Genomic DNA, 22,832 nt, shown 5'->3' with positions numbered 1-22,832 from the left:
CCGGATTGACCCTGGAGAGCGTGCCTGCTTCGGCGCGCCTTGATTTTTTGTACTGGCGCCCCGATTCTGCATGTAAATACCCGACGCCGCAACGCGGCCGGGTCGCGCGCTCAAGCGGGCGTTGCGCCCTAGCATCATGGCAAAACTCGACATCCTGACTTACCCCGATCCCCGCCTGCACACCGTCGCGAAACCCGTCGCGGCAGTGGACGACCGCATCCGCCAGCTGGTGAAGGACATGGCCGAGACCATGTACGAAGCGCCCGGCATCGGCCTGGCCGCTACGCAGGTGAACGTCCATGAGCAGGTGGTGGTGATCGACGTGTCCGAAACGCGCGACCAGCTCCAGGTCTTCATCAATCCGGAGATCGTCTGGGCCAGCGACAACCGCAAGGTGTGGGAAGAGGGCTGCCTGTCGGTGCCGGAGGTCTATGACCGCGTCGAGCGCCCCGACCGCGTGCGCGTGCGCGCGCTCAACGAAAAGGGCGAGACTTTCGAGCTGGACGCCGACGACCTGCTGGCTGTGTGCATCCAGCACGAGATCGACCACCTGCGCGGCAAGGTCTTCGTCGAGTACCTGTCGCCGCTCAAGCTGAACCGCATCAAGAGCAAGCTGCAGAAGCGCGAGCGCACCCGCATGTAAGGCGGCGTCCGCGCGAAGATGTAACAGCACGGCGGAATCCGCCTCCTGCACTCGACACGTGCGCGGGGTCTGTTATCTTTATGACTTCCGAAGAACAAACGTACCGGCCGCGATAGCGGCCGGTTGCGCTTTCAGCCCGTATTCACCTCGGAACCTGCCATGTCCCAAGCCAAACCCCTGCGTGTCGCCTTTGCCGGCACGCCCGAGTTCGCGCGCGTCGCGCTTGAAGCCATCCACGCCGCCGGCTTTCCCGTGGTGGCCGTGCTGACGCAGCCGGACCGGCCTGCGGGCCGCGGCATGCAGCTGCAGGCGAGCCCGGTCAAGCAGTACGCGGTGGCCAACGGGATCGGCCCGGTGCTGCAGCCCCGGTCGCTGCGCCGGCAAGGCAAGTATCCGGAAGAGGCCGCCGCGGCCGTGGATACGCTGGCGGAGATCGCCCCCGATGTGATGGTGGTGGCCGCCTACGGCCTGATCCTGCCGGTCGAGGTACTGGAGCTGCCGCGCCTGGGCTGCCTCAACATCCACGGCTCGCTGCTGCCGCGCTGGCGCGGTGCGGCGCCGATCCACCGCGCCATCGAGGCCGGCGATGCCGAGACCGGCATCACGCTGATGCAGATGGACGAGGGCCTGGACACCGGCGACATGCTCACGCGCGAGGCCGTGCCGATCGGCGCCGACGACACCACTGGCACGCTGCACGACAAGCTGGCCGCGCTGGGCGCGCGCATGACCGTCGCGGCGCTGCAGGAACTGGCCGCGGGCCGCGCGCTGGCGGCGACGAAGCAGCCCGAAGCCGGCGTCACCTACGCCGAGAAGATCGCCAAGGACGAGGCGCCGCTGGACCTGCGCCGCCCGGCCACCGCGCTCGCCAGCCAGGTGCGCGCCTTCAACCCGTTCCCCGGCGCCACCGTGCAGGTCGGCGATACCGTCATCAAGTGCTGGCAGGCGCTGCCGTTGGCGGCGGCCAGCAGCCTGCCGCACCCGCCCGGCACGGTGCTGGCGGCCGATGCCGGCGGCATCCTCATCGCCTGCGGCGACGGCAGCGCCCTGCAGGTCACCGAGCTGCAAAAGCCGGGCGGGCGCCGCCAGCCGGCGCAGCAGTTCCTGCAGGCCATGCCGCTGCCCCCCGGAACGCGCTGCGCGGTACCCGGCAACGGGGCGCCGCAGGCATAATCGGTGGTACCCGCGGGCGGAATCAGCGCGGCGTGCACATGCAGTGTGCGCCATGCGCCATGACGCGGAGACAGGGGACCGGCACGGGTCCCTTTCGCCCGCAAGCGGTTGAATTTTCTGGTGTTGGCCCCTATCTAACGGTCATCGCGCCGGCATGTTTTGCAAAGTCTTGCAGCGGCAGGCGCGGTCCACTACATGGAGATCACCGCAATGTTCAACTGGGTCAAGACCTTCATGCTGATGGCGGCCATCACGGCGCTGTTCATCGTCATCGGCGGCATGATCGGCGGACGCAGCGGCATGATGATGGCGCTGCTGCTCGCGCTCGGCATGAACTTCTTTTCCTACTGGTTCTCGGACAAGATGGTCCTGCGCATGTACAACGCGCAGGAAGTCGACGCCAGTACCGCGCCACAGTTCTACGGCATGGTGCAGGAGCTGGCGCAGCGCGCCAGCCTGCCGATGCCACGCGTCTACCTGATCAACGAAGACGCGCCGAACGCCTTTGCCACCGGCCGCAACCCGGAACACGCCGCCGTGGCGGCGACCACCGGTATCCTGCGCGTGCTGTCCGAGCGCGAGCTGCGCGGCGTGATGGCGCATGAGCTGGCGCACGTGCGCCACCGCGACATCCTGACCTCGACTATCGCCGCGACCATGGCCGGTGCCATCTCGGCGCTGGCCAACATGGCGATGTTCTTCGGCGGCCGCGACGAGAATGGCAACCGCAGCAACCCCATCGCCAGCATCGCGGTGGCGATCCTGGCGCCGCTGGCAGCCTCGCTGATCCAGATGGCGATCTCGCGCGCGCGTGAATTCGAGGCTGACCGTGGCGGCGCCGAGATCAGCGGCGACCCGCAGGCGCTGGCCAGCGCGCTGGACAAGATCCATCGCTATGCGCAGGGCATCCCGTTCCAGGCGGCCGAGGAGCACCCGGCCACGGCGCAGATGATGATCATGAACCCGCTCTCGGGCGGCGCCATCGCCAACCTGTTCTCGACCCACCCGGCGACCGAGGAACGCATCGCGCGCCTGATGCAGATGGCGCAGACCGGGACCTATCCCGCCTGACCAGGCGGGCGCTGGCCGCCGTCGGGGAGCCGTCGCGGCCGCAAATCCGGTGCCGGCCCCTCGCACAAGGTAAACTGCCCGCTGGTTTCCACATGGACCAGCGGGCTTTTTTTTCTTACCCATGCCCGGCTGCCCACCGATTCACGACTTACCTGCTGCCTCACCCGCTGCCTGACCGATATGCGCCTGCCTCCCGATTCGCTTGCCTTCCAGATGCTTGGCGCCGCCGCCGCGGTACGTGCCGTCAGCGAAGGCACCGCCTTGCCGCAGGCAATCGAGGACGCCTCGGCGCAGCTGCGCCTGGACCGCGTGCGCGATGCCGCCACGCGCGGCGCGCTGCAGGACATTGCCTACCGCACCATGCGCCAGTTCGGCACCGCGCGCGCGCTGGTGACCAAGCTGGTCACGCGCCCGCCTGGCGCGCAGGTGGACTCGCTGCTGGCGGTGGCGCTGGCGCTGCTGCTGGAACAGGCACCGGGCCAGCGGCAGGACAAGGCTGACAAGGACGGCCAGGACACGGCGCAAGGCGCGCCCGGCCGCGCCGGCTACAGCACCTTCACGGTGGTCGACCAGGCGGTCGGCGCGGCCGCCTCGGAACCCAAGACCGCGCATGCGCGCGGCCTGGTCAACGCGGTGCTGCGCCGTTTCCTGCGCGAGCGCAAGGCGCTGCTGGCCGAGGTCAACCGTGACGAACAGGCACGCTGGAACCTGCCGCCGTGGTGGCTGCGCATGCTGCGCGAGGCGTACCCCGAGCAGTGGACCGACCTCGCCGCGAGCGTCAACGTGCGCCCGCCGATGACGCTGCGCGTCAACACCGCGCGGGTCAGCGTGAAGCAATACCAGACCGACCTGGCCAATGCCGGCCTGGCCGGCGCCGTGGTTGGCCCGCAGGCCGTGCGCCTGGTGCGCGCGGTGCCGGTGACGCAATTGCCGGGCTTTGCCGAAGGCGTGGTGTCGGTGCAGGATGCCGGCGCGCAGCTGGCCGCGCCGCTGCTGGAGGTGGCCGACGGCATGCGCGTGCTCGATGCCTGCGCAGCGCCCGGCGGCAAGACCGGCCACCTGCTGGAGCTTGCCGACATCGACGTGACCGCGGTCGAAAGCGACCCGCAACGCGCCACCCGCATCAACGAAAACCTGGCGCGCCTCGGCAAGCAGGCCCGCATCGTGGTGGGTGATGCCAGCCGGCCCGCCGACTGGTGGGACGGCCAGCCCTTCGACCGCATCCTGGCCGACGTGCCATGCTCGGCCTCGGGCATCGTGCGGCGCCATCCCGATATCCGCTGGCTGCGGCGCGAAACCGATATCGCCAAGCTGATCACCGAGCAGCGCCGCATCGTGTCGCAGCTGTGGCCGCTGCTCAGGCCGGGCGGCATCCTGGTCTACGTCACGTGTTCTATTTTCCCAACGGAAGGCGAGGAGCAGGCGCGCTGGTTTGGTGCACAACTGGCAGATGCGATACGATTGGAGGCGCCGGGGCAGCTGCTGCCCGGCACCCGTACGACAACGCCCGCGGCCGGTGAACAAGGTGAAAAGGATGCCGGCAATGCCAGCCTGCCATCGGATCACGATGGCTTCTACTACGCCCGCTTCCAGAAGCGCGCCTGATCTGATCCGATGCTGAGCACGCCGCGCCCGTCAGACTGCCGCGTTACTGTGGATTCCGCCACGGGAACAGGGCACCTGCAGACGCACCTGCAGACGCACCTGCTGGCGCGCTTGCGGGTGGTGTTGATGCTCGCGCTGGCCTTGCTGCTGTGGCTGCCGCCCGCAGCCCATGCGCAGGTGATCGAGGCCACCGAGGCCCGCATCGAATACCAGGACGGCGGCTTCGATCTGGCCGCGAGCTTCGAGTTCGACCTGCCGCCCGCGCCGGAAGAGGCCCTGCACAAGGGCATCTCGCTCTATTTTGTGGTCGATTTCGAGCTGACACGGCCACGCTGGTACTGGTTCGATGACAAGCCCGTCAACACCAGCCGCAGCGTGCGCCTGTCCTACCAGCCGCTGACGCGGCAATACCGCGTTTCCACCGGCGGCCTGCAGTTGCCGTTCTCGCGGCTGAAGAGCGCGCTGCAGTTTATCCAGCGGGTACGCGGCTGGCGCGTATTCGAACGCAACGCGGTCAGGCTCGGCGAAAGCTATCACGCGCAGGTGCGCATGCGGCTTGACCTGTCGCAGTTGCCCAAGCCATTCCAGATCAATGCGGTCAATACACGCGACTGGAACCTGGCATCGGACTGGCGCCGCTTTACCTATACCGTGCCCACGGACCTGAACGCGGTACCAGCGCCGGTGCCGGTGCCGGCCCCCGCGGTTCCGGCGCCGCCACCGGCATCGCCGCCGCTGCCCGCTTCGCCTGCCGTCCCCGCGCCTGCGTCCGCGCCGGGCGCACCGGCCGCCGCCGCGGACCCGCGCAACGCCGTCTTCGTGCAGACGGTGTCGAACGCGCTGTCGCCGGCGCTGCTGGCGCAGCCAGCGCTGTCTGCCTCAAGCCAGCCATGAACACTTCGCTGTGGGACAGCCGCTTCCGGCGCGTGCTGTATCGCGTCGTGGCAGGGATTATCGTTTTCCTGGCGCTGGTACTGGTTGGCCTGCTGGCCGGGGCGTCGGCCAATACCGAATTCTTCGATCGCTATTTCACGCTGCTGTTCAAGGTGAACCTGGTGATCGGCGTACTGCTGGTGCTGATCATCGGCGCACTCGCGGTGACCCTGTGGCTGCGCTATCGCCGCGGCAAGTTTGGCACGCGGCTGATGACCAAGCTCGCGGTGTTCTTCGGCGTGGTGGGCGTGTTGCCAGGTGTGTTGATCTACCTGGTGTCGCTGCAGTTCGTCTCGCGCAGCATCGAGTCCTGGTTCGACGTGCGCGTGGAAACCGCGCTCGAAGCCGGCCTCAACCTGGGCCGCTCCACCATCGACAGCGCACTGGCCGACCTGCAGGGCAAGGCGCGGCTGATGGGCGAGCAACTGGCCGGGTCGTCGGGCGTGGCCACCTCGCTGCAGCTGAGCCGGCTGCGCGAGCAGTATGGCGTGCAGGAGGCGGCGATCTTCACCGGCAGCGGTCGCGTGCTGGCGACCGCGTCGAGCAACTACGCGGCGCTGGTGCCCGACCTGCCCTCGGGCGTGCTGGCCGAGCAGGCGCGACTGGCAGGCGGCTACGCGGCGGTGGAAGGCGGTACCGATCCGGCGCAGGACAGCAAGAGCGCCGAGCGCGTCGACAGCAGCCACCTGTACCGGCTGCGCGTGATCATCCCGCTGGGCGCGGCGCCAACCACCGCGCAGGACCAGATGGCCGCGAGCACGCCGCGCGCGGCGACGCGCCCGCGCTGGGCCGGATCGGGCCTGTCGGTGGAACGCCGGCCCGAGGAATCGCCGTCGAGCGGCTTCGGCCTGGTCGGCGAGACCGTGCGCGAAGAACGCTACCTGCAGGTGCTGCACCCGGTGCCTGCGGTGCTCGCGCGCAATGCCGACGAGGTCCAGCGCGCGTACCAGGAATACCAGGAAAAGGCGCTGGGCCGCACCGGCCTGCGCAAGATGTATATCGGCACGCTGACGCTGACGCTGTTCCTCGCGGTCTTTATCGCCGTGATGCTGGCGCTGCTGCTCGGCGGCCAGCTGGCGCGGCCGCTGCTGATGCTGCTGCAGGGGACCAAGGAAGTGGCCGAGGGTGATCTGTCGCCCAAGCGCGAACTGAAGAGCCGGGATGAGCTTGGCATGCTGACGCAGCAGTTCAACCAGATGACGCGGCAGCTGGCCGAAGCGCGCCTGGCGGTGGAAGAAAACCGCACGGCGCTGGAGCAGTCCAAGGCCTACCTCGAAAGCGTGCTGCAGAACCTGACTGCGGGCGTGCTGGTATTCGACCGGCGCTTCGTGCTGGTCACCGCGAACCCCGGCGCAGAGCGCATTTTCCGTCAGCCGTTCGGCGCGGTGCTGGGACTGCCGGTAGAACAAATCCCCGGCATGGGCCCGTTCGGCGAAATCGTGCGCCAGGCCTTCTCGGACCAGAACACCAGCGAGGTCCTGGGCGGCGCCGAGCACTGGCAGAAGCAGATCGAGCTGCCGCAAGGCCACGCCGGCACCGACGAGCAGCCGCTGACACTGCTGGTGCGCGGTGCGCGGCTGCCTGGCGGCGAGCGCGACGAGCCCGGCTACGTCATCGTCTTCGACGATATTTCCGATGTGATTTCCGCTCAACGCTCGGTGGCATGGGGCGAAGTGGCCCGACGCCTCGCGCACGAAATCAAGAATCCGCTGACGCCGATCCAGCTCTCGGCCGAGCGGCTGCAGATGAAGCTTTCGCCAAAGCTGGAAGGTACCGATGTCGACGTGCTCAAGCGCGGCGCTGCCACCATCGTCAACCAGGTGGCGGCGATGAAGCGCATGGTCGACGATTTCCGCGACTACGCGCGCACGCCGCCCGCGGTGCTGCAATCGCTGCAGCTCAACAGCCTGGTGGCGGACGTGCTGCATCTGTATGGGATCGACGATCCGGCAGTGCATGAGCATCCGGTGATCCATCCGACGCTGGGCAGTGCGCTGCCGGAGATCAAGGGCGATCCCACGCAGCTGCGCCAGGTCATCCACAACCTGCTGCAGAACGCGCAGGATGCGGCGACGGAGAACGTCGCGGCGGGTAGGGCGGCGCCCCATATCACTCTGAACACCGAGACTGTAGAATACAAAGATTCTGCCGGCGAAAACCGGCAGGCCGTCAAGCTCACCATTGCGGACAATGGTCCCGGCTTTGCACCACGGATCCTGAGCCGTGCGTTCGAGCCCTATGTGACCACCAAAGCCAAGGGCACGGGTCTCGGGCTCGCGATGGTAAAGAAGATCATTGACGAACACGGTGCGCGCATCGAGCTGCGCAATCGCATGGAAGGTGCGGAGGTCATCGGCGCACAGATCTCGATCCTGTTCGTTAAGCTGACATAGTCAACATTTGGCGCTCCGCTCCGGAACGCTGCGGTGGGTTTAAGAGGGGAAGTATGGCAACCATCCTCGTAGTCGATGACGAAATGGGAATCCGGGAGCTGCTCTCGGAGATCCTCAGCGACGAAGGCCACGTGGTCGAACTCGCGGAAAACGCGCAACAGGCGCGCGAATACCGCGTGGCGAGCACGCCCGATCTCGTGCTGCTCGATATCTGGATGCCCGATACCGATGGCGTCAGCCTGCTCAAGGAATGGTCCGCGCAGGGCCAGCTGAGCATGCCCGTCATCATGATGTCGGGCCATGCCACCATCGATACCGCGGTCGAGGCCACCAAGATCGGCGCGCTGAATTTCCTGGAAAAGCCGATCGCGCTGCAAAAGCTGCTGTCGGCGGTGGAGCAGGGCCTGGCACGCGGCATCGAACGTCCGCGCAGCGTCCCCGCCACTGCCGCCACACCGGCAAGCGCGCCGTCGGTGGACTCCGCCAACGCCACCGCCGCACCGGAAGCCGCGGCCGAAACCGCCACCAACGGCAGCCCGGCGCGCGTGCCCGAGGCCGAGATGCAGTTCTCGTTCGACATGCCGCTGCGTGAAGCGCGCGACCTGTTCGAGCGCGCCTACTTTGAGTACCACCTGCTGCGCGAGCATGGCAGCATGACCCGCGTGGCCGAGAAGACCGGGCTGGAGCGCACCCACCTGTACCGCAAGCTCAAGCAGCTCGGCGTTGAACTGGGCCGCAACAAGCCCGAACCGGCAGAGCAATGAGCCAGTGATGCAGATGACGCTTGACGGCGTCAAAATCAACGGTTATAGTTTCGCTTCTTTGGCCCGGTAGCTCAGTCGGTAGAGCAGAGGATTGAAAATCCTTGTGTCGGCGGTTCGATTCCGTCCCAGGCCACCAGAACAAAAAAAGCCCGGCTCTTGCAGCCGGGCTTTTTGCATTGGCGCCGTGCCCATCATTTGTCCGGCACACTGGCATCAAATCAAATGTCTTTGCTCGCCACGCAACACCCAATCCAGAAGTAAATATCTTCTACTTGGCACCCGTTATAGGTATCTCTAGGATTGCCTGATGCCCTGCCACCTGGCAGCGCGTCGCGCGCCGGAGAACCGCACTCGGCTGCAGAACAATGCGGTATCCGGCCCAGGGCAGTCCTTTCTACCGGGGGTCAGATGGATACGTTGAGCGGGACGGCCGGCGAGCGCGGCCTGTGGAAAAGCACCATGGCCGCGGCGAGCCAGGCGCTGGGCGCGGCCGGCAAGATGCAGCAGGCGGTGACGCAGACGCTGAAACTGCAGCGCAAGATCCGCGAGTTGCGCGATGCGTTGCACCATGCCGAGGCGGAGCGCGATGTCTATCGCGAACTCCACGCCCGCACCGTCGACGAACTGCACCAGGCGGTGGACCGCAGTCCGGCCGAGATCCGGCGGCTGCGTGCCGAGACCGAGGCCATGCAGGTGCGCCATCGCGCCTACAAGCTGCTGGTGCAGCACTACATGCGCCTGGGTACGCCGATCGATCCGGCGGTATTCGCCGAGCAGCGCAGCCGCGTGCAGCAGCACATCCTGTTCCAGCGCCGCAGGGGCATCCCGGTATCGCAGATCGGCGTCGACGATATCGCGTTCCTGTTGCGCTGACGCGCGTTCAGGTCGCCGGCTCCGTATTCTCCGCTTCGCCTTCATGCAGCCCGTCGTCGCTGACGACGCGGTTGCGCCCGTGCGTCTTGGCATCGTAGAGGCGACGGTCGGCAATGGCGAGCAGCGCGTCGAGCGCGAGCGGGGCGTCGGCCGGCGATTCGGCCACGCCGATCGAGATCGTGAAGCGGATCACGCGCTCGGGGCCCGCGGTTCCGGCGTCGCCCGCACGCAGCGCGGGGTCGGCCTCGGGCTCGGCTTCCGGCTCGGCCTCCACCCTGCACCCGGCGATGGCCTCGCGCAGGCGCTCGGCAATCCGCACCGCATCGCCCAGCGCGGTCTGCGGCAACAGCACGGCGAACTCCTCGCCGCCAAGACGAGCGGGCAGGTCGAAGGCGCGCAGCGTGCCGTGCAGGGCCTGCGCCAGCGTGCCCAGCACGCGGTCACCGCTGGCATGGCCCCAGCGGTCGTTGACCTTCTTGAAGAAATCGATATCGATCATCAGCAGCGACAGCGCGGTGCCGCCGCGCTGCTGGCGCCTGGCTTCGCGCCCGAAGCTTGCGCGGAAATGCCGGCGGTTGGCCAGGCCTGTCAGCGGGTCCTGCTGCGCCAGTTCCTGCAGCTTCTCGCCCAGCGCAAGGTAATGGTCGAACAGCTGGGTGACCACACGCATCGTGACCCACAGCAGCAGCGGCAACAGCAGCCACACGATCAGCAGCGGCCCGCTCAGCTGGCTGAACATCGCCGGCACGATCGCCGACAAGGGCAGCACGTTGACCACCAGCCACGGACTCTGCCCGGCGCGCTGGAAGAACAGCAGGTCGCCGTGGTGACTGAGCACGCCCGAACCCCGCGCGAACAGGTCCGCCACGCGATAACCCGACCAGTCACCGGGCACAGCCTCGGGCCACTTCTGCAGCGTGGAGAAGCCGCTGCCGGATGACGACACCACATCGCCGTGCACGTTGACCATGTACTGCACCGTGCCGGGCGCGCTTGCCGCCCCCAGCAAGTCGTGCAGGCGCTGCTGCGCCACGTCCACGGCGATCACGCCGCGGAACTGGCTGCCGGCATAGACCGGAATGCTGATCGTGGTGAGCACGCGTGCGCCCTCGAACTCCGTATAGAGCGGCGCCCAATGGATGGCACGGGTCGGGTTCTGCGCCGGCATGTGGCCACGGTAGTAATCCATGCTGTCGAAGCGCTGCATGAGCCGGGCGGCCCTGGCGGGATCCTGCTGCGGATAGATGGCAAAGAAGCCATTGGAAGAGATGAACAGCGCGTTGCCCTGGATCAGGTCCCCGCGCAGGCCCAGGCCGAGCAGCTGGCTCAGCGTGCGGCCGACCATCAGATCGGCCTTCAGGTCGGCATCGCGCCGCGCAAACCCTTGCAGACCGGCAAGGCTGCCGGGGCTGACACCGGTCAGGGGCGCATCGCCACGCGGCAGGGGCAACTGCCAGACCTCGTCATTGCGGGCGGCGTAGGCGCGCTCGATATCGGCATCGGCGGTGCCGACATTGGCGTGCAGCGCGAACAGGTGCTCGGCGAAGTCGCGCAGGAAGAACAGGCGGCGACGCTCGGCGGACAGGATTGCGTCCACACCCAGCGCACGCAGCACCAGCGCATGCTGGCGCTCGCCAATGACGCGCTCGCGCACCAGATACAGCTCGCGCGCGGCAACCACCAGTGTGATCAGGAACACCGCGCCGAAGCAAACCAGCACGACCCGTTGCGGGCGCATGACGGCAAGGCGGGGCAGCCAGCGCGGCTGCGGCAGCAAACGTCGCCACATGGGGCGGGCTCCTGTCGGTGCGGTCAGGGGTCGGGCGTCGCATGCCGGCGACCAGGCGCGCGATGTCGATGTGCTGGCCGTGCGGACTGGCTTAGTGTAGACGAGAGCCGACCGACGGTGTCGATTCGATACCCGGCGTCAGCACACAACAAAGCCGCCGCGCATTGACGCTCCCTGCCGCCGGCGGAACACTGTCGCGTCCGCGCCGGCCCTTGCCGCGCGGGACTTGCCCCGCTGAATCCCACCGTATGAGGCGTCGTCTCAGGCGACGTTGCCGATCTTGCCGCTGCACGCTTTCCCCGCTCGTCCCGCACCCGTTGCCGCTACCTTGCGCGTGCCTGCCGGCCACCTCGCCGGCGCCGGAGCGCGGCGATGAGTACGCGCGCCCGCCGCCTCGTGGCCGAAGGGCTGGGCACGGCGCTGCTGGTGGCGATCGTGGTGGGTTCGGGCATCCGCGCCGAGCGCCTGGCCGCGGGCGATACCGCGCTGGCGCTGCTGGCCAATTCGCTGGCCACCGGCGCCGGCCTGGTGGCGCTGCTGGTTTCGCTGGGGCCGGTGTCCGGGGGGCACTTCAACCCGGTGGTGAGCCTGTCCGCGCTGGTGCAGGGGACGCTGTCGCCGCGCGATGCGCTGCGCTACGTGCTGGTGCAGCTGGCGGGCGGCGTGTGCGGCGTGCTGGCCGCGCATGCGATGTTCGGCGAGCCGGCGCTGGCGTGGTCTGGCCAGGCGCGTACCGGGGCGTCGATGTGGTGGAGCGAATGCGTGGCGACCTTCGGGCTGGTCGGCGTGGGCATCGGCACGATGCGCAGCCGGCCGCAGCTGGTGCCATTCGTGGTGGCGGGCTATATCACGGCGGGCTACTGGTTCACGTCGTCGACATCGTTCGCAAACCCGGCGCTGACCATCGCTTGCGCCTTGACCGATACCTTCACCGGGATCCGGCCGATCGATGTGCCGGGCTTCGTGCTGGCGCAGCTTGGCGGCGGCCTGGCGGCGACGCTGGTGTTCCACTGGCTGTGCCGCAAGCCGGTGGCGGCCGATGGCGCGACGAATGCGTCAAAGCCGGCTAACGCCGACAACGCAACGACCAGCGCTTCATCGCGGCGCGGCTGGCAGACCAGCGCTACCAGCGCCGATTGAGCTGCACGCCGAAGATCGAGCCACTGGCCTGCGACGCCCACGCATCGGCCGGCGCCGTATAGCCGATACCGTCCACGTCGCTGGCGCGGCTGTAGGTATAGAACGCGCGCAGGTTGGCGTTGCCAGCCGACTTGCCCAGCGTCAGCGTGGGCGCGACCGTCAGCGCGGTGCGCTGGCCGCCGACGCCGAAGCCCGACGAAATCTGGTCGTGCGAGACCTCGAAGTTCAGCCGGAACTGGTCGCTCGCCACATAGGAAGGACGCACGCGCGTGGTAGTCCACTGTAGCGTGCCGACCGGCGAGCGATCGAACTGAAGGCTCTGTTCCACCGCGCCGCCCAGCCCCGAGCGGCCTTTCCATTCGATCGATTCCGCCACGCGCATGCGCGACAGCGACGGCCCCATGCCGGTATAGCCGGTCATGGCATTGCGCGAGCCCGAGCCGAACTGCATGCCCAGGCGATTGGTCCCGTACAGCACGCCTTTCTGCTCATGCAGCGCCGACGCCCACCATGCACCGCCGGTGTCTTCCACCATCGGCTGGGCTTCGACGCGGGTGAAGCCCAGCTGCACCGAACCCTTGTCGTTGGTCGGGATCGGCGCGGTGCGCACCGAGTGGTAGCTCGGCAGGTTTTGCCCATTCTGGTCGGCCCGCGCGGTGTACTGGTAGCTCAGCCCGATGTCGCCGATCACCTTGGCGTTGTCGACGCCGAAACGCATCGCCGTGGAATTGGGTGGCAGCAGGCCGGACGACATCAGGAACGGCGCATTGTCACGCCGGCCGGCCCACATGGTGGCGCCGTCCAGCACCGCCAGCCCGCTGACGGCGGTATAGAACTGCGGCACCAGCGCGTAGGGATCGATCGCGGCGGGGCGGCCATTGACGGTGGTGGCATCGGTGCCACGCGCCTGGGCGATCAGCATCACCTGGGCGCCGCCGTCCAGGTCGAGCACCGATTCGCGGATCTTCACTTCGCCGGCGCTGCGGCAGGCCAGGCCGCTGCCGATGCCGGTCGACAGCGCGCCGCCCGGACAGGCCCGCATGGTGGCGGGGCGGTCTTCGGCCGCGGCGCGGCCACTGTAGCTCAGCCGCCACACCGAGTCGCCCGCGGGATCATCGGCTGGAAGTTGCGAACGCAGCACAGGCGGCGCTTCGGAAGGTGTTTGGGTCATATTGGCGGCCGACGCGTCCGCGGGTGCTTCCGCCGGCGCATCTGCCCTGGCCGCTGCCCGCTGTGCAGGCGGATCGGCCTGGAATTCGCCCAGACGGGGCGGGAACAGCACCAACGGCGGAGGTGAGGGCGCGGGCGGCTCAGGCGGCCCCACGAAACTGGTATCAGCCACGCTGGTGCCGGCAACAGTCGCCGGCGGGCTGCCCTCGGACGGCGCGGGCGTCGCCGCCGCAGTCTCGGCACCGGCCGGGGCGGGCGCTGCAGCGGGTACGGTCACGCCAGCCGCCGGGGCTGCATTGCCGGCGATCAGCGCCGCCAGCGGGTCGTCCTGGCCCGCAGCGGGAGGCTGGGGGATGGACTGACCGATGGACTGGCCGGGGGCCGCCGCCGCATTCGCGGCCAGCACCACAGGCGGCACCGCTGGACGGTGCGCTATGCGCGGCGGCTGTGTACCGTCGCTTGCGGCCACTGCCACCAGCCCGCCGGTCTGCGCGCACGCCACCAGCCCCCAGGCGGCCAGCACGGCAAAGCCGAAGCGGCGCACGGGCAAGCCGCCCGGCCCGGCGGCAGGGCTCGGGCAAGGCAGGGCGGCGGTAAGCCGGCAGGAGGTGGGCAGCAAGACGAACGGCAAGACAGGCAACAAGGCGAATAACGATTCCAGCGACCAAAACGGTCCGCCGGAACGAACAAACCCGCCGATGGCGGGGACTGTTTTTTTATCAGCCGGTCCATTTGACCGCAAGCCGGGTTACAAAATCCATCACAGTGTTGGCCGTCTCACAATGCGAAAATCACACGCCGGCTGTCGCAATCGACTAGCGAAAACCCGCAGTGGCGCGATGCCCCGTGCCGAAAGGGCCACCGCTATAATCGGCTGGCTTGGTGCGACACGCATTCTCGTGTCCGGGTAGCTCCAACGTAAGGAGCATCGACCTTTGTCGAGACAAGGGGAGGGCCTCGGCCTGAACCGTCCAATCTCGACCATTACTTGCTTAGACGAACCCGGCCGAACAGCCAGAGGGGAGTCCGATGTGTTGTGAGGAAGCCGGAACGCTGGCCGACTTGCAGCTTGCTTTTTGCTGGATGGGTTTCCAGCCATTGCCCAAGGGCGGGGACGCTCGCCTTTGGGCGAGTTCTCTGTAGACATCCCCCTAACGGAGGGTGTATGCGGCCAAACAGCGGAGATTCCGTTGTATCGCCGCAACATAGCATTCAAACCGTTCTGGATGGAACGGCGCTACGTTCTTTGGGACGGCAGCCAGCGCTCGCAAGAGCGACCGATGCCGTCAAGCGCTCGCTTGCATAGGAGCACAGCGGTAGGTAAGTGAGGTCCCGGAGCGGTAGCTCTGTGCATTATGGTTCGGTCGGATATGCCCGAAAGGGTTACACGATAGAGAACCTGCTATGCGACTAGCAGTAGCCTAGGGAGACATGCGTCACTGGTAACGGTGGGGTGTGAAGCTCTCCTGACAATGTAGCCCCCGAAAGGGTGCCATCAGGTCGCGAGACAGGATGGTGGAGGCTCCGAGCAGCAACGGGGTTGAGGCGCTAGGCTGACTGGTATGGGTAACGTAAGTGAACTGCTGATAAACGTCGTAACGATTGAGATGCCAAAGCTGCTGCTAGGCATTAACCAAAAGGTGTGTGGTCGGTTGTCCTACTCAAGCCTTGGGACACGTCGCCACGATGACCACCGGCGGAAAGGCAGACCCTAACCCAGTCGTGTAATGCGCAGGGAACGTGGTAAGCCCGTATGGCTGCCGGAGCGCAGTTTGGCTCAGGCAGGCGAACCGCAAGGAACGCTGTTGGCTGTGCGGGTATGGGAGGTTGGAAAAAGCGAATGCCGGGCTGTAATGGTCCGGATAGGGGTTGAGACATCATCCCACGCGAAAGCGGGCAGACTTCCAACTGGTCAATCGTCGCAGGACGGCTGACTGATCTCGCTTGTTTAAATTTTTCTTCCCTTGAGGGGCAACACGTCCCTCAAGGGGCGTGCTGTCTCTTGATGTTGGGGGAGATCCTCAAGATTGGAGAGCAGCATGGAAGCATTGATCCGCAAGGATGAATCTGCGCTCTCCGGCGTGCCGCAAACCTGGGGCGCCATTAATTGGCGCCGCGTGGAGCGGAACGTTCGAGAAATGCAGATTCGAATTGCGAAGGCGACACAGGAAGGGGACTGGCGTAGGGTGAAAGCCCTGCAACGGTCTCTGACCCGCTCGTTCTCCGCCAAAGCACTGGCGGTACGACGAGTGACGATGAACCAAGGTAAGCGAACGGCAGGCGTCGATCGCGAAAAGTGGACAACGCCTGAAGCCCGGTGGGAAGCCATTGGGAGGTTGAAGCGCCGGGGGTACAGACCTTTGCCATTACGGAGGGTTTTCATCCCCAAGGCCAATGGGAAGGAGCGCCCTCTGGGCATTCCAACCATGTTGGACCGAGCCATGCAAGCGCTGTATTTGCTGGCGCTGGAACCGGTGTCCGAAGGAACGAGCGATCCGAACTCCTATGGGTTCCGGACCAACCGATCCACCGCGGATGCCATGTCCCAGCTGTTTGTTTCCCTATCTCAGAAGGCCTCGGCTCAATGGGTACTGGAAGCAGACATCAAAGGATGCTTTGACCATATCAGTCACGACTGGCTGGAGAGCAATGTCCCCATGGACAAAGCAATCCTGCGCAAGTGGTTGAAAGCTGGCGTGGTATTTCAGGGCCAGTTTCAGGCGACCGAAGCCGGAACACCGCAGGGAGGCATCATTTCCCCGACTCTGGCAAATGTGGCGCTGAACGGCTTGGAAACGCAACTGATCGAGTTCCTCAGAACGAAGTTGGGAGCGACCAAGGCGAAAAGGCTCAAAGTGAACGTTGTGCGTTACGCGGACGACTTCGTCATCACCGGTGATACGCCGGAGGTCCTAGAGGACGAAGTGAAGCCGTGGGTAGAACAGTTCCTTGCAGTACGGGGGCTGTCGCTGTCTACGGAGAAAACGCGGATCGTCAGCATCACTGATGGCTTTGACTTCCTAGGGTGGAATTTCCGGAAGTACTCGGGAACCCTGCTCATAAAGCCAAGCAAGAAAAACGCGCAAGCGTTCTATCGCAAGGTAAAGGCGGTCATCAGCACCAACAAGACGGTGGAGCAGTCGGACTTAATTCGACTGTTAAACCCGATGCTACGGGGCTGGGCACAGTATCACAGTCCGGTGGTGGCGAAAGCGGTGTTCGCCCGCGTGGAGCATGAAATCTTTAATGCTCTGCGACGGTGGGCAAAGCGGCGACATCCACATAAGTCCGTCGAATGGGTGCGTAGGAAATACTTTGCGACCGTCGGCGAACGAAACTGGGTGTTTGGAACCAAGTTCGTGAGCGGCAACGGCAGTGTAGGTTGGACGGAGTTGTACTCGCTCGCGGGTACGCCTATCCGGCGGCACAAGAAGATTCGGGGGGATTACAATCCCTTCGATCCAACGCAGGAACGGTACGGCGAGAAGCTGCGACAGGAGCGTATGTTGGAAAACATGGCGCACCGGAAGCAGTGGATCAAGTTGTATCTATCCCAGCAAGGCTTGTGCGCAGTGTGTCAGTGCAAGATAACCAAGGAAACAGGATGGGAAGATCATCACATCGAACCTCGCATACGCGGGGGCTCCGATGCTCTAGGGAATCGCGTGCTGCTGCATCCGAACTGTCACAAGCAAGTGCATCACCAAGGTAGAACTGTTGTGAAGCCGGTGTCCGAAGGGGCATTTAGTTGAGACTCGAGCCGTATGCGGGGAAACTCGCACGTACGGTTCCTAGGGGGGGACAGGTCAGTAATGACCTTCGTCCCTACCCTACTCTTTCGGGTAAGACAGCCCTCGCCGTGCGACTGATGTCCCGGCCATGCAGGGCACGCCGCCGTGCCCGTTCGCAACAGGCACAGCGTGCGCAGGCCGTCCATCGACACGATCGCCGGCGGCATGTGCGTCACGGTCCGGCGCCGGCACCAAGCGAGCCGCGCGCTTGCATCCGAACCAAAATCTATAAGAGGAGAAGTAGAGATGGAACGTCGTTCCTTTCTGTTGAAGGCGTCGGCCGTTGCCGCCACCGGGGCACTGGCCGCGTGCGGCAAGGGTGAAGAGAAGGCGGCGCCGGCCGCCGCCAGCGGTCCGGCAGCACCGGCCGTGGTCGGCAGCAACCCGGCCGTGGAATGGCGCCTGGCCTCGAGCTTCCCCAAGTCGCTCGACACCATCTTCGGCGCCTCCGAGCTGCTGTCGGCGCGCGTGAAGGAACTGACCGACGGCAAGTTCAACATCAAGGTCTTCGCGGCCGGTGAGCTCGTGCCGGGCCTGCAGGTACTGGACTCGGTGCAGAACAACACCGTGCAGCTTGGCCACACGGCCGGCTACTACTACTTCGGCAAGAACCCGACGCTGTGCTTCGACACCACCGTGCCGTTCGGCCTGACCGCGCGCCAGCAGAACGCCTGGATGCTGCAAGGCAACGGCATGAAGCTGATGCGCGAGTTCTTCAAGGAATACAACGTCGTCAACTTCCTGGGCGGCAACACCAACGCGCAGATGGGCGGCTGGTTCCGCAAGGAAATCAAGACCGTGGCCGACCTCCAGGGCCTGAAGTACCGTATCGCCGGGTTTGCCGGCGTGGTGCTGTCGCGCCTGGGCGTGGTGCCGCAGCAGATCGCCGGCGGCGACATCTACCCGGCGCTGGAAAAGGGCACCATCGACGCGGCCGAGTGGGTGGGCCCGTACGATGACGAGAAGCTGGGCTTCTACAAGGTGGCGCCGTACTACTACTACCCGGGCTGGTGGGAAGGCAGCGCGCAGCTGTCGTTCTATGCCTCGGCCAGCGAGTTCGAGAAACTGCCGGCGCTGTACAAGCGCGCGCTGGAAACGGCGACCATCGAGGCCCACACCACCATGATGGCCAAGTACGACACGGTCAACCCGCAGGCACTGGCGCGCCTGCTGGAAAACGGCGTCAAGCTGCGCCCGTTCTCCAAGGAAATCATGGAAGCCTGCTTCAAGGCGACCCAGGAAGCCTACGCCGACGAGACCGCCAAGAACCCGTCGTTCAAGAAGATCTACGACGACTGGCGCGTGTTCCGCAACAACGAGGCCGCCTGGTTCAACGTGGCCGAGCAGGCATTCTCGCAGTTCAGCTTCGCGCGCAAGCTCTAAGCACATTCCGGCCGGTGCCGGGCACAAACCCCATGCCTGTCGTCAGGCATGGGGTTTTTTGTTGCCCGGCGCGGTTGACGCAGCGCCGGTAGAATCGCCGGCATCGACCGGAATTCCCTATGCAAATCGGCATCCTTTACGCGCTCCTGGCTTATGTCATCTGGGGGCTGCTCCCGCTCTACATCAAGTCGCTGCCCGGCATTGCGCCCATGGAGATCCTGCTGCACCGGATGGTGTGGTCGCTGGTGTTCCTGGGCCTGATCCTGGCCTGGCGGCGCCAGTGGGCCTGGCTTGGGCAGCTGAAGGACCGGCGCCTGCTGCTGTCCTTCGGCGCCAGCGCGGCGCTGCTGTGCGCCAACTGGTTCCTCTATATCTGGGCGGTGTCGGCCAATCGGGTAGTCGACGCCAGCCTGGGCTACTTCATCAACCCCCTGTTCAGCGTGCTGCTGGGCGTGATGTTCCTGCACGAGCGGCTGCGGCCAGTGCAGTGGCTATCGATCGCGGTAGCCGCGGCCGGGGTGGCGTGGCTGACGGTGGCGGCGGGCCAGCTGCCGTGGATCGCACTGGGGCTGGCGGCCAGCTTCGGCGGCTACGGGCTGTTGCGCAAGACCGGGGCGCTGGGCGCGCTGGAAGGGCTGTCGCTGGAGACGCTGCTGCTGTTCCCGTTCGCCGCCGCGGCGCTGGCCTACCTGTTCACCACGGGGCAGGATGGCTTCACCCACGCAGCGCCTGGTACGCAATTGCTGCTGCTGGCGGCCGGGCCGGTGACGGCGGTGCCGCTGCTGTTCTTTGCCGCCGGCGCGCGGCGCATCCCGCTGTCGCTGCTGGGGCTGCTGCAATACACCGGGCCAACGCTGCAGCTGCTGCTGGGCGTGTGGCTTTGGCATGAACCGTTTCCCGCGCAGAAGCAGGCCGGCTATGCGCTGATCTGGATTTCACTGGCGCTGTATGCGGCGGAAGGGTTGTGGATGAACAGCCGGCAAAAGGCGGAATCCATCCGGGCGACTAATGAATCGATATAAAACGATCAATAGTTCATTCTTCACGTAGATAAATTTGGTGCCCGGCAATGTCCGCGCCGCCTGATGCCACGCCCCCGGTCCAGCGCAAGATCATCCATTGCGACTGCGACTGCTTCTACGCCTCGGTCGAGACGCGCGACGACCCGTCGCTGCGCGGCCGGCCGATGGCTGTGGGCGGCTCGCCCGACCGGCGCGGAGTGATCGCCACCTGTAACTACGAGGCACGCGCGTTCGGCGTGCGCTCGGCCATGGCGTCGGCGCAGGCAGTCAAGCGCTGCCCGGATTTGCTGATCCTGCGCCCGGCCATGGACAAATATCGCGAGGTATCGCGCCAGATCTTTGCGATCTACCGCGAATACACCGAGCTGGTCGAACCGCTGTCGCTGGACGAGGCCTACCTCGACGTCAGTCTCTGCACGCGCCACGCCGGGAGCGCCACCCGCATTGCCGAAGAAATCCGCCAGCGCGTGCGCGACGAGGTCGGTGTAACCGTTTCCGCCGGCGTGGGGCCCAGCAAGTTTGTCGCCAAGATCGCCAGCGACTGGAACAAGCCCGACGGGCTGTTCGTGGTCCGCCCGGCAGCGGTCGATGCCTTCGTCGCCGCGCTGCCGGTCGATCGCATCCACGGGGTCGGCAACGTCACCGCGGCCAAGCTGCGGCGCCTGGGGGCGCAGACCTGCGGCGACCTGCGGCCGTGGTCGCCGGACCGGCTGCACCGGGAATTCGGCGCGTTCGGGGCGCGGCTCTACAAGCTTTGCCGCGGCGTGGACGAGCGCGAGGTGACACCCGAGCGCGAGCGCAAGTCGATCAGCGTGGAGGAGACCTATGCCGACGACCTGCCCGATTTGCAGGCATGCCTCGCCGAGATGGAGCCGCTGATCGCAATGCTCGAGGCGCGTATTGCGCGCGCACAGGCACACGGCACCATCGACAAGCTCACGGTCAAGCTGCGCTTCTCCGACTTCCGCCAGACCACGGTGGAATGCCGTGGCCATGCGCCGGACCGCGCCATCTATGCGCGCCTGCTGGCCGAGGGCCACGCCCGGCGCGGGCTGCCGGTGCGGTTGCTGGGGGTTGGGGTGGCGACCAGTGACCGGGACCAGTCGCAGCTGGAACTGTTCGACTGACGCCAGGATTATTTACGCGAATAATCATTTCCCGTACTCTTGCCGCAAATCGATTACTCGCACTAATAGAGTGCTCGGCCTATTGCAGGTTGTTCCGCATCACCAGGACCCACGGCATATGCGAGTTCGTTACGCCGTCGATCCGCCCGGAATCGCCCAGTTCGATTTCCTCCAGCGATACCGATTGCTGGACATTGCCACCGATCGCACGCACCACCCGCGCCGCCGGATCGACTGCCACCACGATGTCGCAATGCATCGGCGTGGTGCCGAAGCCGATCTCGCCCACATCTTCGAGGTAGCGTTCGCGCCCGCGTCCGGAACAGATGATGTCGCCCGGGCGCGGCAAGGCGGGCACCGGTTCGATGCGGAAAGCGGGGCGGGTAAGGATGCCGTCGCGCGCGTCGACCACGTACATCGAATGTGACTGGCCGGTCAGGAACTGCTGCTCGTCCAGTCCGGCCTTGCGCAGCACCCATGAGATAAACACCGCCGACCACGCCCACGCGCCTTGCGTGACCTGCCGGCAGGTGGGGGCCTCGCCGACGATGCCCCAGTAGCGGCGAGCCAGCGTGCAGCCCAGCGGCGTGGCCTCCATGCCGGTGCCGTCCGGGAAGGACAGGCAATCGGCGCGGGGCAGTTGCGAGTGCTGGTTGTCGGTGTCGGCGCTGGTGCCGCTGGCCGGGGGCCCCGTATTCGCCTGGGCATCGGGTTGCACCTCCGGCGGTTCGGGCAAGGCAGGCGGCAGCTCGGGCGCCGGCACCGGGCTATAAGCGACGCAGGCGCTGTCGTCGCGGCCGAGCCGTACCACTTGTCCGCCCCAGCGTGACCATTCCTGCGTGGCGATCTCGACGATGCGCTCGCGCGCGGTAGCGCCAGGCGTGGTGACTGGCCGCTCGTTATCGGGCAGCGGGCGTGCCTGCGGACGCGCGGGTTCGCTGACGGTGGTGCAGGCGCTCAGCAGCGCCAGTGCCGCGGCGGCGCAAATTGCCTGTGGAGAAACCTGTGGAATCCGCTGTGGAAAGCGCTGTGCATAACGCTGTGGAGATCTGCGGCGCGATGGACGGGCAAACATGGAAGCCCCACATGGCTCGGCGCCCCGTCCGGCCCTGCATCGGCCTTGGCTGGACGCCTGTTGGAAGACCTGGCGCGCGCCCGCTGCAGCGATGGCTTCAGCGAAGCGGCGGATACTGCAGAAAACGTCGATCCATGCTGTGGATAACGTCCCCCGCCTGGCGCGCGCCTGCGCCCTGGTCGAACCTTGCGGCCGGCGGCGGCATGGCGGGGTCAAACAAACTCGGGCCGTGCAGTGCAGCCCGTCAGGCTCACTGGTTGACAGCGTCCTTGAACTTCTGGCCGGCCTTGAACTTCACGGTCTTGGCGGCTTCCACCTTGATTTCTTCGCCGGTACGCGGGTTGCGCGCCATGCGCTCGCCACGCTCGCCCTTGCTGAACGTGCCAAAGCCGATGAGGCTCAGCGTATCGCCCTTTGCCACGGCGTCCATGATGGCCGACAGGGTCACGTTCAGTGCCTGTTCCGCCTTGGCCTTGGTCAGACCGTCCACACCGGCTGCGATAGCGTCGATCAGTTCGGTTTTCGTCATGCTTCACTCCGTATCGAGTTGATAAAACACAGGCGTCCCGGTCGGAGGAGGCCAGGCTGGCACCGCCCCGGCAAGACGCCGCGGGCCACATGATACCGTGTCGGACAAGGCGCACCGGGAACAGATTGTTACCTGCGGGTTTGCGCGAGGCCGCATCAGGCCTTGGCTGGCGGCAAATCGAAGCGCCGGCGAGGCGGGTTCCGGACACTGCCGTTGCGACGAAAACGCCTCTCATCGAGCGCCGGGGCGGCCACACGCGCTGCGCAGGATGCTGCCAGGCAGGAAGTCAGCCGGTGGGGCGTATACGCCCCAGAAGCGCTTTAGAGGCGTTTACAGACACTCTGGGATGCC

The 22,832-nt window shown here is 66.2% G+C and carries 17 protein-coding genes and 1 tRNA gene; 14 read left to right on the top strand and 4 right to left on the bottom strand.

Annotation, left to right across the window (positions count from 1 at the left end):
* Positions 1-136: 136 nt before the first annotated feature.
* The 9 genes from def to LPA45_RS17515 all read left to right on the top strand — a co-directional run bounded on the left by def (position 137) and on the right by LPA45_RS17515 (position 9,455).
* The gene (def, locus tag LPA45_RS17555) at positions 137-643 is read left to right on the top strand and encodes a peptide deformylase (RefSeq protein WP_116320063.1); all 507 of its coding nucleotides are present in this window, start codon (positions 137-139) and stop codon (positions 641-643) included.
* 159 nt (positions 644-802) lie between these two features.
* A complete protein-coding gene (gene fmt, locus LPA45_RS17550; RefSeq protein ID WP_367394688.1) occupies positions 803-1,816 on the top strand; it encodes a methionyl-tRNA formyltransferase in 1,014 nt (337 codons plus the stop codon).
* A 210-nt stretch (positions 1,817-2,026) separates the two neighbouring features.
* Positions 2,027-2,887, top strand: a complete 861-nt coding sequence (htpX, locus tag LPA45_RS17545) for a zinc metalloprotease HtpX (RefSeq protein WP_116320153.1) — start codon at positions 2,027-2,029, stop codon at positions 2,885-2,887.
* A gap of 180 nt (positions 2,888-3,067) precedes the next feature.
* Positions 3,068-4,492, top strand: a complete 1,425-nt coding sequence (gene rsmB, locus LPA45_RS17540) for a 16S rRNA (cytosine(967)-C(5))-methyltransferase RsmB (RefSeq protein WP_116320061.1) — start codon at positions 3,068-3,070, stop codon at positions 4,490-4,492.
* A gap of 9 nt (positions 4,493-4,501) precedes the next feature.
* Complete coding sequence (locus tag LPA45_RS17535) at positions 4,502-5,386, top strand: DUF4390 domain-containing protein (RefSeq protein ID WP_367394687.1); 885 nt, start codon at positions 4,502-4,504, stop codon at positions 5,384-5,386.
* Positions 5,383-7,818, top strand: coding sequence for a PAS domain-containing sensor histidine kinase (locus LPA45_RS17530; protein WP_317922967.1), 2,436 nt, complete (start codon positions 5,383-5,385; stop codon positions 7,816-7,818). The genes LPA45_RS17535 and LPA45_RS17530 overlap by 4 nt, the downstream gene beginning before the upstream one ends.
* Before the next feature lie 53 nt (positions 7,819-7,871).
* Positions 7,872-8,582 carry a response regulator gene (locus LPA45_RS17525; protein ID WP_116320058.1) on the top strand — a complete coding sequence of 237 codons (711 nt, stop codon included), beginning with the start codon at positions 7,872-7,874 and terminating at the stop codon, positions 8,580-8,582.
* A gap of 60 nt (positions 8,583-8,642) precedes the next feature.
* Positions 8,643-8,718: transfer RNA gene (locus tag LPA45_RS17520), tRNA-Phe, on the top strand.
* Between the two features lie 272 nt (positions 8,719-8,990).
* On the top strand, positions 8,991-9,455 hold the full coding sequence (locus LPA45_RS17515; protein ID WP_116320057.1) for a hypothetical protein: 465 nt from the start codon (positions 8,991-8,993) through the stop codon (positions 9,453-9,455).
* Between the two features lie 7 nt (positions 9,456-9,462).
* Here the strand turns inward: LPA45_RS17515 and LPA45_RS17510 are convergent, their stop codons facing one another.
* Complete coding sequence (locus tag LPA45_RS17510) at positions 9,463-11,244, bottom strand: diguanylate cyclase (protein ID WP_367394686.1); 1,782 nt, start codon at positions 11,242-11,244, stop codon at positions 9,463-9,465.
* 372 nt (positions 11,245-11,616) lie between these two features.
* Between LPA45_RS17510 and LPA45_RS17505 the strand changes: the two genes are divergently transcribed.
* The gene (locus LPA45_RS17505; protein WP_116320055.1) at positions 11,617-12,384 is read left to right on the top strand and encodes an MIP/aquaporin family protein; all 768 of its coding nucleotides are present in this window, start codon (positions 11,617-11,619) and stop codon (positions 12,382-12,384) included.
* Here the strand turns inward: LPA45_RS17505 and LPA45_RS17500 are convergent.
* The gene (locus LPA45_RS17500) at positions 12,368-14,077 is read right to left on the bottom strand and encodes a carbohydrate porin (RefSeq protein WP_376790651.1); all 1,710 of its coding nucleotides are present in this window, start codon (positions 14,075-14,077) and stop codon (positions 12,368-12,370) included. The two genes, LPA45_RS17505 and LPA45_RS17500, sit on opposite strands and share 17 nt — an antisense overlap.
* 1,516 nt (positions 14,078-15,593) lie before the next feature.
* On the opposite strand from LPA45_RS17500, the gene ltrA reads away from it, so the two are divergent.
* The 4 genes from ltrA (at position 15,594) to dinB (ending at position 20,877) form a co-directional block, all read left to right on the top strand.
* A complete protein-coding gene (gene ltrA, locus LPA45_RS17495; protein WP_224080152.1) occupies positions 15,594-17,306 on the top strand; it encodes a group II intron reverse transcriptase/maturase in 1,713 nt (570 codons plus the stop codon).
* Between the two features lie 285 nt (positions 17,307-17,591).
* Positions 17,592-18,728, top strand: coding sequence for a TRAP transporter substrate-binding protein (locus LPA45_RS17490; protein WP_116320053.1), 1,137 nt, complete (start codon positions 17,592-17,594; stop codon positions 18,726-18,728).
* Positions 18,729-18,847: 119 nt separating this feature from the next.
* Positions 18,848-19,750: an EamA family transporter RarD gene (gene rarD / locus LPA45_RS17485; RefSeq protein WP_116320052.1), complete on the top strand. Its 903-nt coding sequence runs from the start codon at positions 18,848-18,850 to the stop codon at positions 19,748-19,750.
* 47 nt (positions 19,751-19,797) lie between these two features.
* A complete protein-coding gene (dinB, locus tag LPA45_RS17480; protein ID WP_116320051.1) occupies positions 19,798-20,877 on the top strand; it encodes a DNA polymerase IV in 1,080 nt (359 codons plus the stop codon).
* A 79-nt stretch (positions 20,878-20,956) separates the two neighbouring features.
* On the opposite strand, the gene LPA45_RS17475 is transcribed toward dinB, so the two are convergent.
* Both LPA45_RS17475 and LPA45_RS17470 read right to left on the bottom strand, forming a co-directional pair.
* Positions 20,957-21,952 carry a DUF2272 domain-containing protein gene (locus LPA45_RS17475; protein ID WP_367394685.1) on the bottom strand — a complete coding sequence of 332 codons (996 nt, stop codon included), beginning with the start codon at positions 21,950-21,952 and terminating at the stop codon, positions 20,957-20,959.
* 250 nt (positions 21,953-22,202) lie between these two features.
* The gene (locus LPA45_RS17470; protein WP_012354324.1) at positions 22,203-22,481 is read right to left on the bottom strand and encodes an HU family DNA-binding protein; all 279 of its coding nucleotides are present in this window, start codon (positions 22,479-22,481) and stop codon (positions 22,203-22,205) included.
* Positions 22,482-22,832: the final 351 nt, after the last annotated feature.

This window comes from Cupriavidus sp. Agwp_2 (genome assembly GCF_040784895.1).
Classification (GTDB): domain Bacteria; phylum Pseudomonadota; class Gammaproteobacteria; order Burkholderiales; family Burkholderiaceae; genus Cupriavidus.
Note: the sequence above shows the minus strand (reverse complement) of the source record. Positions and strands in the feature narration are given on the sequence as shown.